This window comes from Streptomyces canarius (assembly GCF_014650735.1).
GTDB classification, from domain to species: Bacteria; Actinomycetota; Actinomycetes; order Streptomycetales; family Streptomycetaceae; genus Streptomyces; species Streptomyces olivaceoviridis.
On sequence record NZ_BMVN01000014.1, the window covers coordinates 141,727 to 158,705 of the forward strand.

General features: G+C 68.2%; 9 protein-coding genes and 1 pseudogene. 9 read left to right on the forward strand and 1 reads right to left on the reverse strand.

What is annotated here, in order from left to right:
* Positions 1–282 precede the first annotated feature (282 nt).
* From eccD to IE294_RS21370, 8 genes are all read left to right on the forward strand, one after another.
* The gene (gene eccD, locus IE294_RS21335) at positions 283–1,683 is read left to right on the forward strand and encodes a type VII secretion integral membrane protein EccD (RefSeq protein ID WP_189888475.1); all 1,401 of its coding nucleotides are present in this window, start codon (positions 283–285) and stop codon (positions 1,681–1,683) included.
* Between the two features lie 18 nt (positions 1,684–1,701).
* Entirely contained in the window at positions 1,702–3,210 is a 1,509-nt protein-coding gene (gene eccB, locus IE294_RS21340) for a type VII secretion protein EccB (RefSeq protein WP_189888477.1), read from the forward strand.
* Positions 3,211–3,346: 136 nt separating this feature from the next.
* Positions 3,347–3,748, forward strand: coding sequence for a hypothetical protein (locus IE294_RS21345; RefSeq protein ID WP_189888480.1), 402 nt, complete (start codon positions 3,347–3,349; stop codon positions 3,746–3,748).
* A gap of 65 nt (positions 3,749–3,813) precedes the next feature.
* A complete protein-coding gene (locus IE294_RS21350) occupies positions 3,814–4,110 on the forward strand; it encodes a WXG100 family type VII secretion target (protein WP_189888482.1) in 297 nt (98 codons plus the stop codon).
* Positions 4,111–4,152: 42 nt separating this feature from the next.
* The gene (locus tag IE294_RS21355; RefSeq protein WP_189888484.1) at positions 4,153–4,620 is read left to right on the forward strand and encodes a type VII secretion system-associated protein; all 468 of its coding nucleotides are present in this window, start codon (positions 4,153–4,155) and stop codon (positions 4,618–4,620) included.
* A gap of 31 nt (positions 4,621–4,651) precedes the next feature.
* Positions 4,652–7,558: an AAWKG family protein gene (locus IE294_RS21360; RefSeq protein WP_189888486.1), complete on the forward strand. Its 2,907-nt coding sequence runs from the start codon at positions 4,652–4,654 to the stop codon at positions 7,556–7,558.
* Positions 7,559–7,619: 61 nt separating this feature from the next.
* The gene (locus IE294_RS21365) at positions 7,620–8,042 is read left to right on the forward strand and encodes a YbaB/EbfC family nucleoid-associated protein (RefSeq protein ID WP_189888488.1); all 423 of its coding nucleotides are present in this window, start codon (positions 7,620–7,622) and stop codon (positions 8,040–8,042) included.
* Positions 8,035–8,379, forward strand: a complete 345-nt coding sequence (locus IE294_RS21370; RefSeq protein ID WP_189888490.1) for a hypothetical protein — start codon at positions 8,035–8,037, stop codon at positions 8,377–8,379. Before IE294_RS21365 ends, IE294_RS21370 begins: the two co-directional genes overlap by 8 nt.
* Before the next feature lie 107 nt (positions 8,380–8,486).
* On the opposite strand, the gene IE294_RS21375 is transcribed toward IE294_RS21370, so the two are convergent.
* Positions 8,487–9,590 carry an RICIN domain-containing protein gene (locus IE294_RS21375; protein WP_229917266.1) on the reverse strand — a complete coding sequence of 368 codons (1,104 nt, stop codon included), beginning with the start codon at positions 9,588–9,590 and terminating at the stop codon, positions 8,487–8,489.
* 727 nt (positions 9,591–10,317) lie between these two features.
* On the opposite strand from IE294_RS21375, the pseudogene IE294_RS21380 reads away from it, so the two are divergent.
* Positions 10,318–16,979 (forward strand): annotated as a pseudogene (locus IE294_RS21380) (hypothetical protein); the annotation flags it as partial.

Sequence of the window (16,979 nt, forward strand, 5' to 3'; positions counted from 1 at the left end):
AGAATGTGCACAGGGAGGTTCGACAGGGCCCCACCCGAGGGTGACAGGAAGATACGTGTGACCTCGGGGCTCCGGTGAAGCGACGCTTGTGGACATGAGAGTATCTGCTGCCATGTGCTTCTGGCGAAGGCAGCGGAAGCCGCGAACAACACGCTCCACCCGGCAGATCGGTGTCCGCGCCCGTGCGGACAAACATCCTCGACCGTCTCGCCGTGCCACGACATGGTCCTCGGACCACGACGTGGGACGGCCGTACAACTTCCTCCGGAAGGCTGTTGCCCCATGAGCGAAGGCTCGCTGAACGGCCTGTGCCGTCTCACGGTGCGCGCCCCTGACAAGGTGCTGGACCTCGCCGTCCCGGCTGATGTCCCGATCGCCGACCTGATGCCCGTGATCGTGGAGCACGCGGGTGAGGACCTGGCCGAACACGGCCTGGAACACGGTGGTTGGGTCCTGCAACGTCTCGGCGGGCACCCTCTGGACATCGAGGGCACACCCGAGTCCCTCGACCTGCGCGAGGGCGAGACACTGGTGTTGCGCCCCCACACCGAGGCGCTTCCCCCGGTGCGCTACGACAGCCTGCTCGAGGCCGTGTCGGCGGTGGTCCAGGGGTTGCCGCACGCGTGGAGCCCACAGGTCAGCCGGTGGGTGCTGCGTCTGGTCATGGCCTCGGCCCTGCTGGGCTGCCTGGCACTGCTCGTCGTGTCCGACGGCGACCTGGGCGACCGGGTGATCCTCGCGACGGGCGCGGCCCTGCTCGCGCTGTCCGGGGCGGGTTCCGCCGCCCGGGTGCTGGACGACCCGCAAGGCGGCGTGCTGCTGGGCCTGTTCGGCGCGGCCTTCCTGGCGGAGTCCGGCCTGCTGCTGGTGGGCGGCGGACAGGCCGGGGGCAGCTCGGCCCGGGCCGTGGGCGCCCATCTGCTCGCCGCGGGTGCGGCGGGCACCGTCGGGCTGATCCTGGCCACCGCGATGGTCTCCGGCTACCCCGTGGTCTTCGCGTCCTGCGGGGTGCTGTCGCTGGCGGCGGTGCTCGGCGGCGCACTCATGGTGGCGCTGGACGTCTCGGCCCACCAGGCCGCCGCCGCGGTCGCCTGTGCGGCCGTGCTCCTGGGCGCCTTCATCCCGATGATGTCCTTCTCGCTCTCCGGTCTGCGCCTGCCCCCGCTGCCCACCAACCCCGGCCAGCTCCAGGAGGGCATCGAGCCCCGCACCGAGAACGACGTCGCTGACGGCGGCCGCGCGGTCGACCACTGGATGACCGGTCTGTACGGCGCGGTGGGCGTGGTCTGCCTCGCCGCCCTCGTGGCCATGGCCCGCCGCCCCGGCTGGCCCGAGACGGTCACCGTGCTGGTCCTCGCCATTCTGCTCGCTCTGCACGGCCGCAGCCTGGGGACGTCCTGGCAGCGGATCGCCCTGAGCCTGCCGGCGGGCATCGGCACGGTGCTGCTGGTCTTCGAGCTCGCCGTTCAGCACGGCGAGAGAGGGGAACTCCTCGGCACCGCCACGCTGCTTCTGGGTGCGGCGCTCACCGCGGTCGTCTCCTGGACGGTGCCCGGACGGCGGCTGCTGCCCTACTGGGGACGGGCGGGCGATCTGCTCCAGTCGGGTGCCGCCCTCGCCCTGCTTCCCCTGGCCCTGTGGGTCCTCGACATCTACCAGCGCCTGCGCAGCATGTTCGGCTGAATCTGAGGAGGTGTCATCATGCAGTCCCGACGCGACCAGGTCGTGGCGCACCAGTTCCTGGTGTCCCGGCTGACCTCGGGTCTCCTGCGCGCGGACCCCGACGTGGTGGAGCCGCCCACCCGGCGGACCAACCGCGGAATGACCTACGGACTGGTCATCGCCGGCGTCGTATCCGCCGGGTTTCTGGTGTTCGGCCTGGTCAAGCCGGGCGGCAACACGACCTGGCAGAGCGGCAAGGCACTCATCGTCGAGAAGGAGACCGGCACCCGGTACGTCTATGACGGCCGGCTGCACACAGTGCTGAACTACCCCTCCGCACGGCTGCTGCTGGGTGCCGACATGTCGACCGTGTCGGTGTCCGCCAATTCCCTCGGCTCGGCCCGGCACGGCACCGAGGTCGGCATACCCGGCGCTCCCGACTCGCTGCCCACCCAGGACAACCTCAACGCCCACCCCTGGCAGGTCTGCGCCGCCACCACGGCGACCGACTCCGGGTCGCACAAGCCGCTGACCGTGCTCGCCGTCGATACCGAGCAGGACGGCTCGGGCGTACGGACGGACCAGGCCGTCCTGGTCGAGGGGCCGGACGGCGACACGTATCTGCTGTGGCAGGACAACCGGTTCAAGGTGACCGGCGGCAAGGCGGCGCTGGCGGCGCTGGGTTACGGAGGCGTCAGCCCGACCACCGTGTCCGCCGCGTTCCTCGACGCCGTGCCCGCCGGCCCTGACCTCGCGGCTCCGCCGGTGACCGGGCTCGGCGACAGCGGCCCGAAGCTGGACGGGCAGTCCACCCGTGTCGGCCAGGTGTTCACCGTCGAGACGCCCGGGTCCGCGAAGCGCTACTACGTACTCGGTGCAGACGGTCTCACCCCGATCACCCCGACCCAGGCCGCGCTTGCCCTCAGCGACCCCGCCACGAAGCAGAAGGCCTATCAGGGCGCGGCGCCCAAGGAGTTGGTCCTGTCGGCGCAGGCGCTCAGCGGCGCTCTGGCTCCCACCGGTTCGGCAACCGGCTCCGCCGTACGGCAGTCCGGGGCACAGCTTCCGTCGGCGCCGCCGACGCTCCTGAGCGTGCCCGGCTCCACCGGGGTGTGTGTCGGCCTGGACCCGCAGGGCACCAAGAGCATCAAGGTGACCTTGTCGCTGGTGCCGGCGAAGACGGTCATCGACGAGGCTCTGCCGCCGCTGAAGGCGCTGGCACCCGCCTGTCTGCCGGTCGACGGCATCGCGGTGGCGCCAGGGAGCGGGAGCCTGGTGCGCGCGCTGAGCAGCTCCGGGAACGGCGCCGGCACCACCACGTATCTCGTGACGGACAACGGCGTGAAGTACCGTGTACCAACGGCCAACGCGGCCAAGGACCTGGGGTACGACCTGTCGGCGGCGGAGGGCCTGCCCGCCTCCCTGCTGAACATGCTGCCCACTGGCCCTGATCTGTCGCCCGAGGCTGCGGCCAGCGGTCGGGCGGCTGTCACCGGCACACCTGTGTGCGGATCCAGCAACAAACAGACACCAAAGACAGGCGCGTAGCCCACGAGTTACTGTGAACCACACGGGCACGTATCTCGTCATTATGTGATGACGAGGGTTACGGCTTCACGAAACCTGTCGCGCAGCGCATCCCGGCTCCGGCTGCCGGAGCCCACACCACACCGGGAGAGAGACCATGGCAGACTCTGGCCAGCAGAAGTCATCAAAAGAGGCGTACATCAAGTCCATCGGCTTCCTGGAGCAGGCCCGCCAGGGTCTGACGAACACCCAGGACATCGTCCGGTCGCACCGCCAGGCGCTCGCCACCCACTACCAGGGCGAGGACGGCAACACGATGGGCCAGGTGATCGACACCTGGCTGGCCGAGGTCGACCGCATCAAGAACACCTGCGTCGCGATGGAGAACACGCTCGGTGAGAGCATGCAGCGCGACGAGCACGTGCAGGAGGCCAACCTCCAGGCGGTGGTGAACAGTGGCGGTGGCCTGACCGGTTACGGCCAGGGCGTCATGAGCACAGCCACCAGCACCGGCACCACCGCGGACAACACCTACGGGGCGCTCAACCCTGCCGGCTGACACAGCCGCACCGCCCACTCACGGGGCGCCGCCTCGCAGAACAACCAGACTTCCAAGGAGACCTCATGATCGACATCGATCACCTCCAGGTGGGCCAGTCGGCTCAGGCCATGGAGGAACAGACCAAGGCGATCGCGCAGACCATGAACGAGCTGGAGCAGAACATCCAGCAGGTGATCGACGCCTGGCAGGGTGAAGACAAGAACGTCTACTACCAGAAGGTTCTGCCCACCTGGCACCAGGAGGTGAACAACCTGTCGACCATCCTCCAGAGGTTCTTCACGACGCTGACCGACGTCTCGGACAACTACAAGAAGGTGGTCCAGACGAACGCCGAGGGGTTCATGGACATCAAGATGTAACCCCCTTTCACCACGACACGTCGAAGCGGGAGGAAGACGCCCATGCCCGGTAGCGATAACCATCACCTGGATCAACTCGATTTTGCGGCTCTACAGAGCTTCATCGACACCGACGTCAGCGGCTTCCTCCGCAGACTGGACGACATTCGGTCGCCCGACGCGCACCCGACCTCGCTCTACGACGTCAGCAAGAAGCCTCAGATTCTGGCCATCGGCCCCATGGCCGGTGACGACCAGACCGGCGGAAAGAACATCTGCGCGAACGCCCAGAAGGCCGCCGAGGCGATCGACAACGTGTTCAGCCGTCACAAAGCCGCCTTCACGAAGCTCCAGGCCAATCTGGAGAGTGTGATCAAGGACATGAAGCAGGCTCAGGAACACAACCTCACAGAGGTCAAGTCGCAGAAGTTCATGCACGCGATCAGCGACTATCAGACGGCACTTGGCGGCGGCACGGGCTCCGGTTCCGGATCGGGCACCGGCGGCGGCCAGAATTCCCTGGGGCTCTGACGGCCCATGACTTTCCCGGAGCAGTAGGACGATGGCCGCACAGAGCTGGGAAGACATCCTGCACCTGCTGACCGGCTGGCCACCTGTCAAGCGCGATGACGTGACAAAGGTCAGCGGCGACAGTGGCATCCCCTGGATCAATTACTCGTTCAAGCCAGGGGGGAAGCAGTTTGACAGCGATGACGACTTTTTCGCCCTGATCGTGCCGAAGGAGCCCAACAAGGGCTGGCACTTCGAGTTCTTCACGAGTGGCGGCGGCAAGGCGGCACGCAAGTGCCGGGTCGATATCAGCTACCTGGACGATCCCTCGTTTCACGGGTACTGGGGCAGATCGGACGCTTCTCTCAGCAACCTGCTGACGAACTACTCCTCGGTGAAGGGCGATCTCGGCGCCGGGGCAGACGGTGCGCCCTCGGTGGACGGTGTGCAGCTCAAGTCGTTCGCCGAGCTGGCCTGGTCGTTCGACGCGGCAGGGGATTTCTTCAGGCAGCAGGCCGCGGTCCTCGCGGACTGGAAGCATCAACTCGGCAGTGAGCGTGCGGCCTGGAAGGGGAACGCCGCAGGCGCGTTCTGGCTCCTGATCGACGACATCCACAAGAAGTACGAGAACTACATCTCGCAACTCCAGCCGCCGGGATTCAGTCCGCAGCACCGGTCCCCTTCCACGGGATTCGTCAGCAAGACACTGCACGGGGACGACCTGATCGGGGCTGAACAGTCCCTGTACAAGGCGTACACGGACCTGCACAAGATCTACTCCGATTTCTACTGGCAGCAGGGAAAGCCCATCACCACCTCGCTGCCGGACGGTTCGAAGACGGAGCAGCATATTCCCGCCGATCCACTGGACGTGCTCAACCAGGTGTTCGTGGAGGTGGGGCGTTGGATCATCGATCACAACTCTCGCCAGATCCTGGAGAGAGTCAACACACAAACCAGCCAGATCATCGGCGCGGCGTTCACGTCGGACTTCTCGGAGGACACCGCGTTCGGCGGACTGACCGCCACGTCCACCTGGCACGCGATGGTCCAGGAAGCCCAGAACCGCTGGATCACCAACATCGAGACCAATCTGGACGCACCTGCCCGGCAGGTGCTGGAGACCCTCCAGAAGGACTGGTCACGTGTGCTTGACCCGTCGTGGAATCCGGCGTACTCGTTCAGCGACACGAGTTCCACACTGACCTCGGATGTCCAGCAGGAGAGCAACGACTCGAGCAACAGCAGCCTGGACGACAACCTGAAGAAGCTCGGCGACGGTATCCACAACCTCGGTGACGGTCTGAACAACGGCTTCAAGGGCCTGGGCGACGGCCTCAACAACAGCTTCCAAGGCCTGGGCGACGGCCTCAACAACAGCTTCCAAGGCCTGGGCAACGGCCTCAACAACATGGGCAACGGCCTCGGCAACAGCCTGGCGAACCTCACCGGCAACGGTGACGCCTCGCACGGGCTGGGCAACGGGCTGGGCAACGGGCTGGGCGACCAGTTCACGACCAAGGCACCGGACTTCACCGGCAACGGCGGCTTGGGCGGTGACATACCGAACGTCACCATGCCGGCGAACGTCGGCGGCCTCACGAACTTCGGCTCCGGACTGCCCATCAGCAACATCGACGGCAGCACCACCACCCGTACCCCCACCGGCGTGACGACCAGGTACCCGAACGGCAACGCGGTCACCCGCAACGCCGACGGCAGCATCACCTCGGTGTTCCCCGACGGAACCAGCCGCACGATCTCACCCGACGGCAACGTGACCACCGTGGACCCGCAGGGGCACTCCACCACCAGCCATCTCGGCGTCGGTGAGTCGCTCAGCAACCCGGACGGCACCAGCATCACCCGCAACGCGGACGGCAGTCTGACCCAGACGGCACCCGACGGCACCAAGACGACCACGTTCGACAACGGTGCGTCGGAGATCGTCAAACCTGGCGGCGAGACACAGCTGACCTCGCCCGACGGCACCGTCTCCCACATCAACCCCGACGGCAGCCTCACCACCGACAACCTGGACGGCTCCAAGGTCACCGTGCACCCCAACGGGGACGTGACCAGCGTGGACGCGCAGGGGCACACCACCACCAGCCACCTCGACCCCGGAAAGAGCATCACCACGGGCGACGGCAGCACCATCTCCGTCGACGGCAAGGGCGACATCATCACCCACAACCCGGACGGGAGTACCACCACGCTGCACCCGAACGGGAGGATCACCACCACCGAGGCCACGGGATACGGCACGAGTCCGCGCCCCGGCGGCAGCAAGCTGGACATGCCGTCCGTCCACGTCCCCACCTACAGCGGCGGCGGGGTCACCACTCACACGCCGGACGGCACCACCATCACCAGGCACCCCGGTGGCGTCACCGAGTTCAAGCACACGGACGGCAGCGGACTGGTGACCACCTCGGACGGGCGGTACCAGACGATCCCGAGCCCGGAGAGCGCGGCGGCGACGGAGGCCAACAAGGCGCTCGCGGCAGAGGCGGGGAGCATCGCCGCGGGTGCGGGTGCGGGTGCGGGCGTGGGTGCGGCGGCCGGTGGAGTTTCGGACAGCCAGAACGCCATGGGCCTGCTCTCGCCCATGATGATGATGGCCGGCATGAACCGCATGGGCGGCCAGCAGGGGAACCAGCAGGGCGGCGGCGACCGGGAACGCCAGCTCTACGACGGCAACGACATGGACGGCGCCGTTTACGCGCACGGCGGGCCCGTGTTCGCCCAGCAGGGTGCTCCCGCCGAGGATCCCGAGGAATGGGAGGAGGAGGAGACCGACTCCGACGAACTCCTCGGCCCTCGCCGGCCCTCCACCGAGTCCGCCTACGGTCCCGGCGGCCCCCGGCAGGCGACCCAGTCCTCCACCTGGTCGGGCAACGGCAAGGACGTGTGGGGCACGGAGGAAGGCGGCCTCCCCGCGTCGATCGGCCACTGACCCCGGCATCCGGATCGTCATACCGTCTCCCGCAAACGGCCGCACCGGCACAGGAGCACTCATGAGTTCATCGCTGGAAGAACAGCAGCAGCAAGCACTCGCCCAGTTCATGAAGAAGCGCGAAGCCCTCATGGAAGCCAGGCAGCAGATCAAGTCGATCTCCGTCACGGCGCGGTCCCGGGACGGCGCCGTCGAGATCACGATCGGCACCGACGGGACGCCGTCGGGGCTGCGCTTCCCCAACAACAAGTTCAAGGAGATGACCGGGCAGGCGCTCGCGGCCAGTGTGCTGGAGGCCATGGCGGCCTCCCGGGCCCAGGTGACCTCGCGGGCCACGGCCATCATGGAATCCGTGGGCGGCACCGGTCCGAGCGCCGCGGGCGGCGGCGTCCTCGACCGCCTCAACCTGGACAGGCTCCTCGACGGCGGAACGCTGGAAGAAGTGCTCGCCCCGCCGGCCACCGGGGGTGACAAGCGTGGCTGACGACGCCGTCTTCGCCGCCGACCCGCGACGCATCCAGGTCGGCGGTGATGCCACCAGCCAGGTCGCGGAGAACACAGACAGGGCGGCGGAACAGTTCGCGGACGCCACCGCGTTCGACCCGGCCGATCCCCCGTGGGGCAATGACTCCTACGGGCACCAATATGTCCAAAACTACGTCCAATACCACACCCCGCTCCGTGAGGGCATACGTATGCTCGCCCAGGCCATGCAGAATGCCGGCGACATGACGTACAACGCCGGCCGGAACTTCGAGAAGACCCAGACCGACAACACCGAGGCCATCAAGGACACGTCGCACTTCCGCCCGCACATCTGAGGCGACTTGGGAACCGGTCCGAAGGGCGTCACCACACGAGGAAGGACCTCACCACGCGCCGATGGCAAGGGCGCGTGGTGAGGTCCTTCTCGTTCTGTCCCGCTCCGTTACCTCTTGGACCACTTCTGGTTGTCGAAACCGTTGCAGTTCCACAGTTGCAGGCGGGTGCCGTTGGCCGTCTGCCCGTCGGTCACGTCCACGCATTTGTCCGCCGGGACGTTGACCAGGTCGTGCCTGTAGTTGAGGTCGAATCGCTGAGCGGGACCTCCGTTGCAGTAGGCGAGCTGGATGACCGTGCCGTTGGCGGTCGACGCGCCCGCCAAGTCCATGCACAGCCCGAAGGCACGGATCGTTCCGTCGGAACGGATGGTCCACTTCTGCGCCGCCGAGCCGGTGCAGTCCCGGATCTCCAGCGGCGAACCGTCCTTGCCCTGACCGCCGACCACGGTGATGCAGCGGTTGGAGTCGTGGCTGTACACCTCCACACCCGAAACGCTCGGTGCGCTCGAATGTGCGGGGGCGGCCGGAGCCGTCGAGTGGGGCGTGCTGTGGGGAGTCTGACTCTGCTGGGCGGCGGGCTGGTCGCCGGCCGTCGAGGACGAGGTGCTGTGGCCCTTGCCGTGGCCGTGCGCACCTGAGGGGGCGCCGTGCGAGTCTGCCTTGCCCGAGCCGGATCCAGTGTCCTTGCCGCCTGCCGAGTCGCCCTTGCCGACGTGCCCGGCCGAGGTGCCGTCGGGCGTGGGGCCGTCGGGCGTGGGGCCGGACGTGTGACCGGACGGAAGCGGCAGTGCGCCGGGCACCGCTCGGGAACCAGAACCCGAGTCCGGGTCGAGCAGCGAGGCGGCTGCGTCCGGCGTGGCGGTGTCGTGGGCGGCGCCGCCGCTGCGCAGGCCCACGAGAACGCCGGCCACGAGGACGACACCGGTGACCGCCGCCACGGTGAGCACGGTGCGGTGGCTGCCGCGCAGAAAGGCACGGGCGCCGCGACGCCCCACCGCTGCCTCGGCGCCGGCGGAACCGGTCCCGGCCGCGTCGTGGACCGAGGTCACGCCAGTCAGCATCTCGGGCTCACGGCCGGTTCCCGCGGATGCCTCCTCGGCCTCCAGGCCCGTGGTGACGGCCGGCGTGCCGGGCATCTTGGCCTCGTCGGTCTCGGCGGCCTCGTCGGCCTCGGCCCGTCGCCGGGAGCCTCGCGGCGAGAGCAGCGACAAAGGAGAGGGAGGGGTGCCACGCTCCGCCGACAGCGCCGTGTGGGGAACCTCGGCCTGGGGCTGCGGACGGCTCTCCTTCCCCTCCTCGCCCGGCTTCTGCTCGTGCTTCTGCTCGTGCTTCTCCTTCGCGCCCTCCTCGCTTCCGCCGTTGTCCTCCTTGGTTTTGCGTTCGGCCCCCCGAGGTCCGTTGACGGGCTGGACCGCTGGTCCCGTCCGCCCGTCCGACCGCGCGGCAGACGTCCGTGACGCGGCCCCTGACTCCGTGGGCAGCGGAGGAACTCGTTCTTGCCCGGCGACGCTTGGACTGGGTGCCGCGCCGGTGGCGACAGGTGTACTTGCCGGAGCCGCGCGGGCGGGCCGCGGCGGATCTGGAGACTTCATGTGCTTCCTTCCGAGGGAGCCCAGGCCGGATCCGATGCACCAGGTTTTCGGCACACCTCGCCTACTCCCACACCTGCATAACGGATTCGAGTACCGCAGGGTACAGCACGTGTGAGTTAGGACTCATCAGGCGGCGGCGCACCAAGAGTTGTCCGTATATGAACACGTTTTTACGCATCATCGCCGGACCGTGAGGCGGACTCCCGGTAGGGCGGACGAACCTGACACACACGTCTACACGTATAAAAGATGGTAGGTCCCCGTCCTGCGCGAGGTGTCGCGTGCGTCGGGTCCACGACCGGCGCAGGCGGGCGCCGATCGGCGAGTGTGCACACATGGGGATGTCGTGACTGAGGAGCCCTGGTACAACCCGATCGTGGTCTTCGTGGCCGGTATGTCTGTGCCGCTGGGCTCGTCGCAGCGTGTGCGTGATGAGGTGGAGCAACCTCATCTGGAGCTGGTCAAGTATCTGGACGGTTTCCAGAGTCTGGTGGCGGAGATCACCGGGGGGACCGCGCAGGGCGCGAGTGGCGACTGGCCTCAGGCGTACGTGGACGCGATGAAGACGTTCATGTCGGGGGACGGGGCGGACTACATCTCAGGGCTGCGGGACACGGCCGCCCAGCTGGCGGACGGCGCAAAGGAGTTCGCCTATCAGCTCGACTACACCAACATGATGATCGTCCTTCAGGTGCTGGCGTTCCTGCTTGAGTGGGCGATCACCCTGATGATGTGGGAGTGGAACCCGATCGGGGCGGCGATCGAGCAGGGCATCCTGCTGGATATCTTCGAGTTCCTGTTCGGCAGTACGCTGCGACGGTTCCTGACGCACGCCGCGATCAACATGGTGACCAACCTGACGCTGTCCACGGCGCTGGACGGGCTGGCCCAGTGGATCCTGGCGTTGAAGGGCGAGCACACCAACTACGCGTCGCAGTACCACCACAGCGCGGTGCTGTCGGGGGCGATCCAGGGCGCGATCGGATCCGTGGTCCCGGCGATCACGGGTTCGATCAACAAGCTGATCTCCAAGGGTTTCTCACCCACCGCGATCAAGTCGATGCAGGAGTCGATCGAGAACTCCCTGAAGCATCCCGCTCCTTCGACTCCGGCCAAGTCCGCCCCGTCCGTTCCGGACGGGGCGCCGGCGCCGGGGGTCAAGACAGGCAGCGGGCTCGCCGACGCTCCGCTGGACAAGGACCTCGCCCACCTCTCCGGCTGGTTCGGGCCCGAGCTGGCGAAGCTGTCCGTGCCGATGCGAATCGAGCTCGCGCACAGCGTGGTCGGCAAGGACACTCAGCAGGCGTTCCGCACGGCGGTCGGCGACCAGTTCGAGCGTGCCTTCGGCTCTCGGCTGGGGGCGGACCTCGCGCGTGAGATGGGAACCGACTGGGCGAGTGCCTTCCTGGCGCACGCCAACAGCGGCACTCTCTCCAAGGCCCTCAAGGCGTCGCTGGAGCCGATGGAGAAGCTGGGGGCGAAGTACGAGCCGCTGCGTTCGGCCCTGTCCACCGGCGTCGGCAAGGCGATGCCGTCGCTGTGGAAGCAGAAGCCCGCGCACCTGCTCGTCGAGCTCGGGTTCGGCGCGGGGTACCAGAACCTGTCCGAGGGCATCGTCAACTACATCGAGCAGGGCCAGTTCACCACCAGCAAGGAAACCACCCTCGGCGCCCTGGGCGGCGATATCCTCGGCCGCGTCAAACACCCCATCCTGGGCGCCGTGCACAGCGGGATCAAGGGCGCCCTCCACCTGAACGTCAAACTCCCCCAGTTGCTGCTGCCGGGGCAGGCCAACACCCACACCGCCGACGACCCCGCCTTCACCGCGCCGCCCCGGTACACGCAGTCGCCGGGCGCGAACGAGGTCACCCTCGCCGGTGGTCCGAACGCGGGAGGGTTCACAGCACCGCCCGCCTACGGCACGTCCACCGGCGCCTCGTTCACGGCGCCTACCATCAATGCGCCGTCGTTCCACGTTCCGACGCTGAACGCCCCCACCGTCAACATCCCGACCGTCAACGCCCCCACGGTCAACGCCCCCACGGTCGGCACCCCGACGCTCGGTGCCCCGTCGCACGGCGGCCCCGAGGCCACGGCAGCACAGACGTCGCCCGGCTCTCCCGTCCCCTCCCCCGCCGCTCGACCGACGGCGACGGGCACTCCCCTGCCGACGAGTTCGAACGCCGGCCCCACCCCGGCGACCGGCTCCGGCGCTCCCGTGGCCGGCGCGGGAACGCAGAACCCCGTCGCGGCGGCCACACCCCCCACGACCGGCGGGGCCACGGCCCGACCCGGAACCGCGCCGTCGGCCGGCCAGACACCGCCGTCCGCCCCGACCCGGATCAGCACCACGAGCACGGCCGGCGGGGAACCCGCCCGACCGGGCACCGAAGGCACCACCCAGAACCCGTCCGCGGGTACGTCCCGTGCGCAGACCGGCACCTCGCAGCCGGACCCGACCCGGTCCGACCGCATGTCCACCGTCTCCTCGGGCGAAACCCGGGCGCCTGGACGCCAGGCGCCGGACAGCACGGAGTCACCGGCCACGGGGCACGTGCGCGAGGACGTCGAGCGGGCGCTCCTCGGCGCCGACACCCAGCACCCCGAAACCGAACCGGCGCTCCTCGGCACCGACACCCAGCACCCGGGGACCGACGCGGCATCGCCGCACGAGGCCACGGTGGCACCGCACGAGGCCACGATGGCGCCGCACGAGGCCGCTGGACATCTCGACGAGCCGGCGAGGCCGGGTGACGGGTCCCAGCCGGTGCGCACCGACGTCCCGACCGGCTCCGACACGTCCGCCCCGGGCAGGCCCACGGACCAGGACGCCGGACTCGAACAGGACGGCGCAGGACGTCCTGAGGAGGACACCGACGCGCTGGGATCGTTCCACCGGCTGTGGGGGAAGACGTCCGCCGATCACGAACTCCCCGCACCGCTGCACACCGCGGTGACGGAGGCTTACGTACGCCTGGGCGGGGCGCCCGAGCACGCGGACCTGCTGATCGCGCGCTTCGGCCAGCACATCGACGACTTCGGCGCCCTGGTCCCGGCGGACCGGCACGTGGCGATCGTCGCCCAGAAGCTGTTGCGGGGGACGCCGCAGGACGTCGACGCCGCCGTGCAGCATGCGCGGTCCGCCGGCATCACGGTCTCCGAACCGGAGCGCCCCGTCACGGGGGCGGCCACGCATGCCCGTCCCGGGGACGAGGCGGCGCTGAAAGTCGAGGACCGGCCGGCGCTGGACACGGCCAAGACGTTCCTGGGGACCGTGCCGCCGGAGGACCTGGCGAGGGCGGAGCAATGGGCGCGCACCCAGGTGTCCAACGATCACACCTGGTTCCTCGACGGTCACCACCCCGACGCGGCCGAGCGCCGGGAACTGCTCGGTGCGTTCGTCACCCTGCTGAGCCACAGCCTGCTCACGGACAGCGTGGACGCGGCCCGCGCGCTCTCCCTGGACCTGGCCCGGCGGTACGGGACGCGACGGACCACGGGCCTGCCCGGCGGTGTCGACCTGGACGAGGCAGATTTCCTTCAGTCGCCTGAGCGGTTCCCGACGGCCGGTCCGAGCCGGGACGGGAACACCCTTGAGCAGTTGATGGAGGACATCCAGCGTCGTTTCGACGAGCTGAATTTCGACGACCTCGATTTCGAGGACCGGCCGGAGACCATGGTCGGTCATGTCACGGAGGCGGACGAGGTTCTTCCCCCTGTTGTCAGGAACGTGCCGGAAGACGAAACCTTCGTGGTCGAGGAACTGTCCGACGACGACGTGGAGCTGCACGAACTCCCGAACGGTCACGATTCCGGCCTCGACGAATCCACGGAGCATCCCTTCGTGGTCGAGGTGGAGTCCGACGGCCACAGGGGCCCGGACGAGGTCCTGACCGGGCACGTTTCGGAGCCGGGTGAGGAACTCCCGCCGCACGCGGCGACCGTCACGGACACCCACGACGACGCCCCGGAACCGATTTTCGCGCAGGCAGCGGACGAGAACCCGAACCTGCCGGAGGACTTCCGCGAGTTGACGCGGCCCATCCGGTCGTACATCGCCCGGGCCGCCGCGCAGAAGGCCGAGAAGGCGAAGGGTGTGAAGGGCGCGAAGGATCCGGAGGACGCGGAGATCATCCTGATGTCCTATCCGGGCGCCCATAACATCGTGGAACTCATCAGGACGGCGGGAACCGGGCACGCGTTCGTCGCCGTGCGGCTGCCCGGACGCGAAGCGCCGGTGAATCTCGGTTTCCGGGTCATCGAGGACGTCTCCCACGGGCGTCTCGTGGACGGCACCGCACCGGGCGGTGTCACGCACGAGGCCGCGGACGCCTTCGATCATTTCTCGGCCGAGATCCTCAGGTCGTACAAGGTCGACGCGGAACAGCTGGAAAAGGCGTACCAGTACGCCGAGGAGAAATCCCGGGCGACCTACAACCTGATCAAATACAACTGTGTGGTGTTCGCGCAGGAGTTCGTGCACGCCGCGACCGGCGCGGACATGCCCAAGCTCACCGTGAACGCACCGAACTCGCTCATCGAAGAGATGCGCGTGGGTACGCACCGTGACTGGGTCGAGAATCCTCGGTTCCTGGAGCTCACTCCGGAGGACCGGCTCCACCTGGAAAGGGCCAACGCATGGCTGAACAACCATGACCGCACGTCGGAGATGCGTTGGGCCCTGGACCGGGTGTTCATCGACCACCAGCGTCCCGTGGTGTCGGGCACACCCAGCAGGATCCAGCAGCGGCAGCTGGACCTGCTCGCGCACATAGGGACTCTGGCAGCGGAGAAATACCACCACGCCGGCGAAGCGGCGGCACTGGAACTCCTGCACGACCTGGGCGTGAAGTACGGCACTTCCCGCCATGACCACCCACAGATCCGGCAGACGGTCGAGCACATGCTGGAACCCTTGCGTTCCTACGCCGAACACGCCGTCGACCCGGGTGCCAAGGACGCCGAGGTCGTCGTCATGGCCGACCAGAACGGCCAGCCCTCGCTCGGGATCAGACTGCCCGGGAACCCACGGCTGATCGGTATGCGGTTCGGGGTGGGACGGCAGGACGCGGGCACCCTGGGATGGGAGATGAAGGAAGGCTCCCTCTTCCTCGAACATTCCGACCGCCCGTTCGACCCCGACATCGAGATCCTCAAGACGTTCCCGGTCAGCGCCGCCCAGGTCCTCACCGGCTACCAGTACGCCCTCGACAACATCGCGACACCGTACAAAGCCTCCTCGTACAACAGCTTCACCTTCACCCAGGAATTCCTGACGAAGGTGCTCGGCAGCGACCCCGTCGCCTCCCGTCCGACGAACTTCTCCTTCTCCAAGACGTTCAACGCCGTCTTCAAACCCGAGACCCACGCGTCGTCCGCATTCCACCAGACGATGCAGGCCGACGTGGACCGTTCCTGGAGCAAGGCGAACACACCCGTCACCGAACTGACCGACACACACAAAGAATCACTCGACCGACTCGCCCACGAACCGGTCTACAACACCCGGGAAGAATTCGACGCCGCACAGGCATGGGCGAAACTGCGCGTAGCCCTCGACCACCAGAAACCGTCCAACGAGCAGGACCCCGAAACCGGTGCAGCCATGCACGACCTGCTGCGCTCCTTCCGCTACCTGATCGCGGCCACCTACCACACACAAGGCGAACACGCCGCCCGGCAACTCTCCTGGCAACTGGGAACGGAACACGGCACCTGGCGCCCCACGGACAAACGGCCGCCGCAACCGCAGCAGCCCGCGCACGAACCGGTGTCCCAGCACCAGCACACCACGCCGGAGCCGCTCGCCACACAGCAACCCCTACCGGAACGGCCCGCCACGCCGGAACCCCTCACCACGCCGCACCAGCACGACGTGCTCCTCGGCGACGCGTCCCAGCCGATGACCGACGAGAACGGCTTCCACCGTTTCGACACCGCCGACGGCGGCACCGTCTTCATCAGCAACGCCCACATCAACGCCCAGAACGCCGTCACCCCCGCCGTCGCGAACCTGGTCACCAAGTTCCTCAACGGTGGCCTGCCCATCCACCGCGTCCACCCCGTGACCGCACCCCGGAGGGGGTACCAGGGAGAGCCGGTCACCATACTCCCGGCAGGCGAAGCGCAGTCCCCACGCCACGACGACGTCGAGTCGACCTCCTTCGTCACCTTCTCCACCACCCCCGAAGGCGCCGAGCACGACTTCCGCATGTCGGGCGCCACCCGGTCCGGCCTCTCCGCCGGTCTCCTCGTCGACGCGTTCGTCGGACCCGACCAGACCATCGCCGTCATCGACGACAAGACCATCCAGGTCAGAGACCTGACCGTCGCCACATTCGCCGACCGAGGCCCCATCACCGTCTTCAACCGGCCACCCCAGCAGTCCCCCGACATCACCGTCCTGAACGTACGAGTCGACGAAAACCCCTACAAGCAAGCCCTCACGCAGGAACTCACCAGGACCGACCTCTCCCCCGAACACCGCGCCCGGCTCCAGGCGGCCCTCAACACCTACGACACGCAGATCACCGACGTCGCCTTCGCCCCGCAGACTCCGCTACGGCCTGACCACACTGACGCCGGCGCCACTGAATCCACGACCACCGGCCCGGACACCCACATCGGTGACCGTGTCTCCGACACGGAGCGAGCCGCGCACCTGGAAGACTTCGCCGGCCATTGGCGGCGGTGGGAGAAGTCCCCGGTCCGTGACGGCGGACCGCAGGAACTGGTCGCTGGGGTCCCCATCCACGACGCGCTACTGACCGCCGTCCGCCTGCTGGGCCACTCCCCCGAGCCCGGTTTCACCACCCGCCTGGACGAGACGACCGATCCTGCCGAGCTGTCCCGGCTGGAACAGGACGCCCTGATCGTCGCCGACCACCTCCTCCAGCACCCCGCAGACCTGCCCGGCGCGATGACCCTCGGCCTGCGCCTGCTCAGCGACGCCCCCTACCGGCACGACACCCGTCTGCCCGGCGGGGCCCGTCCCGAGGACAGCGGCGG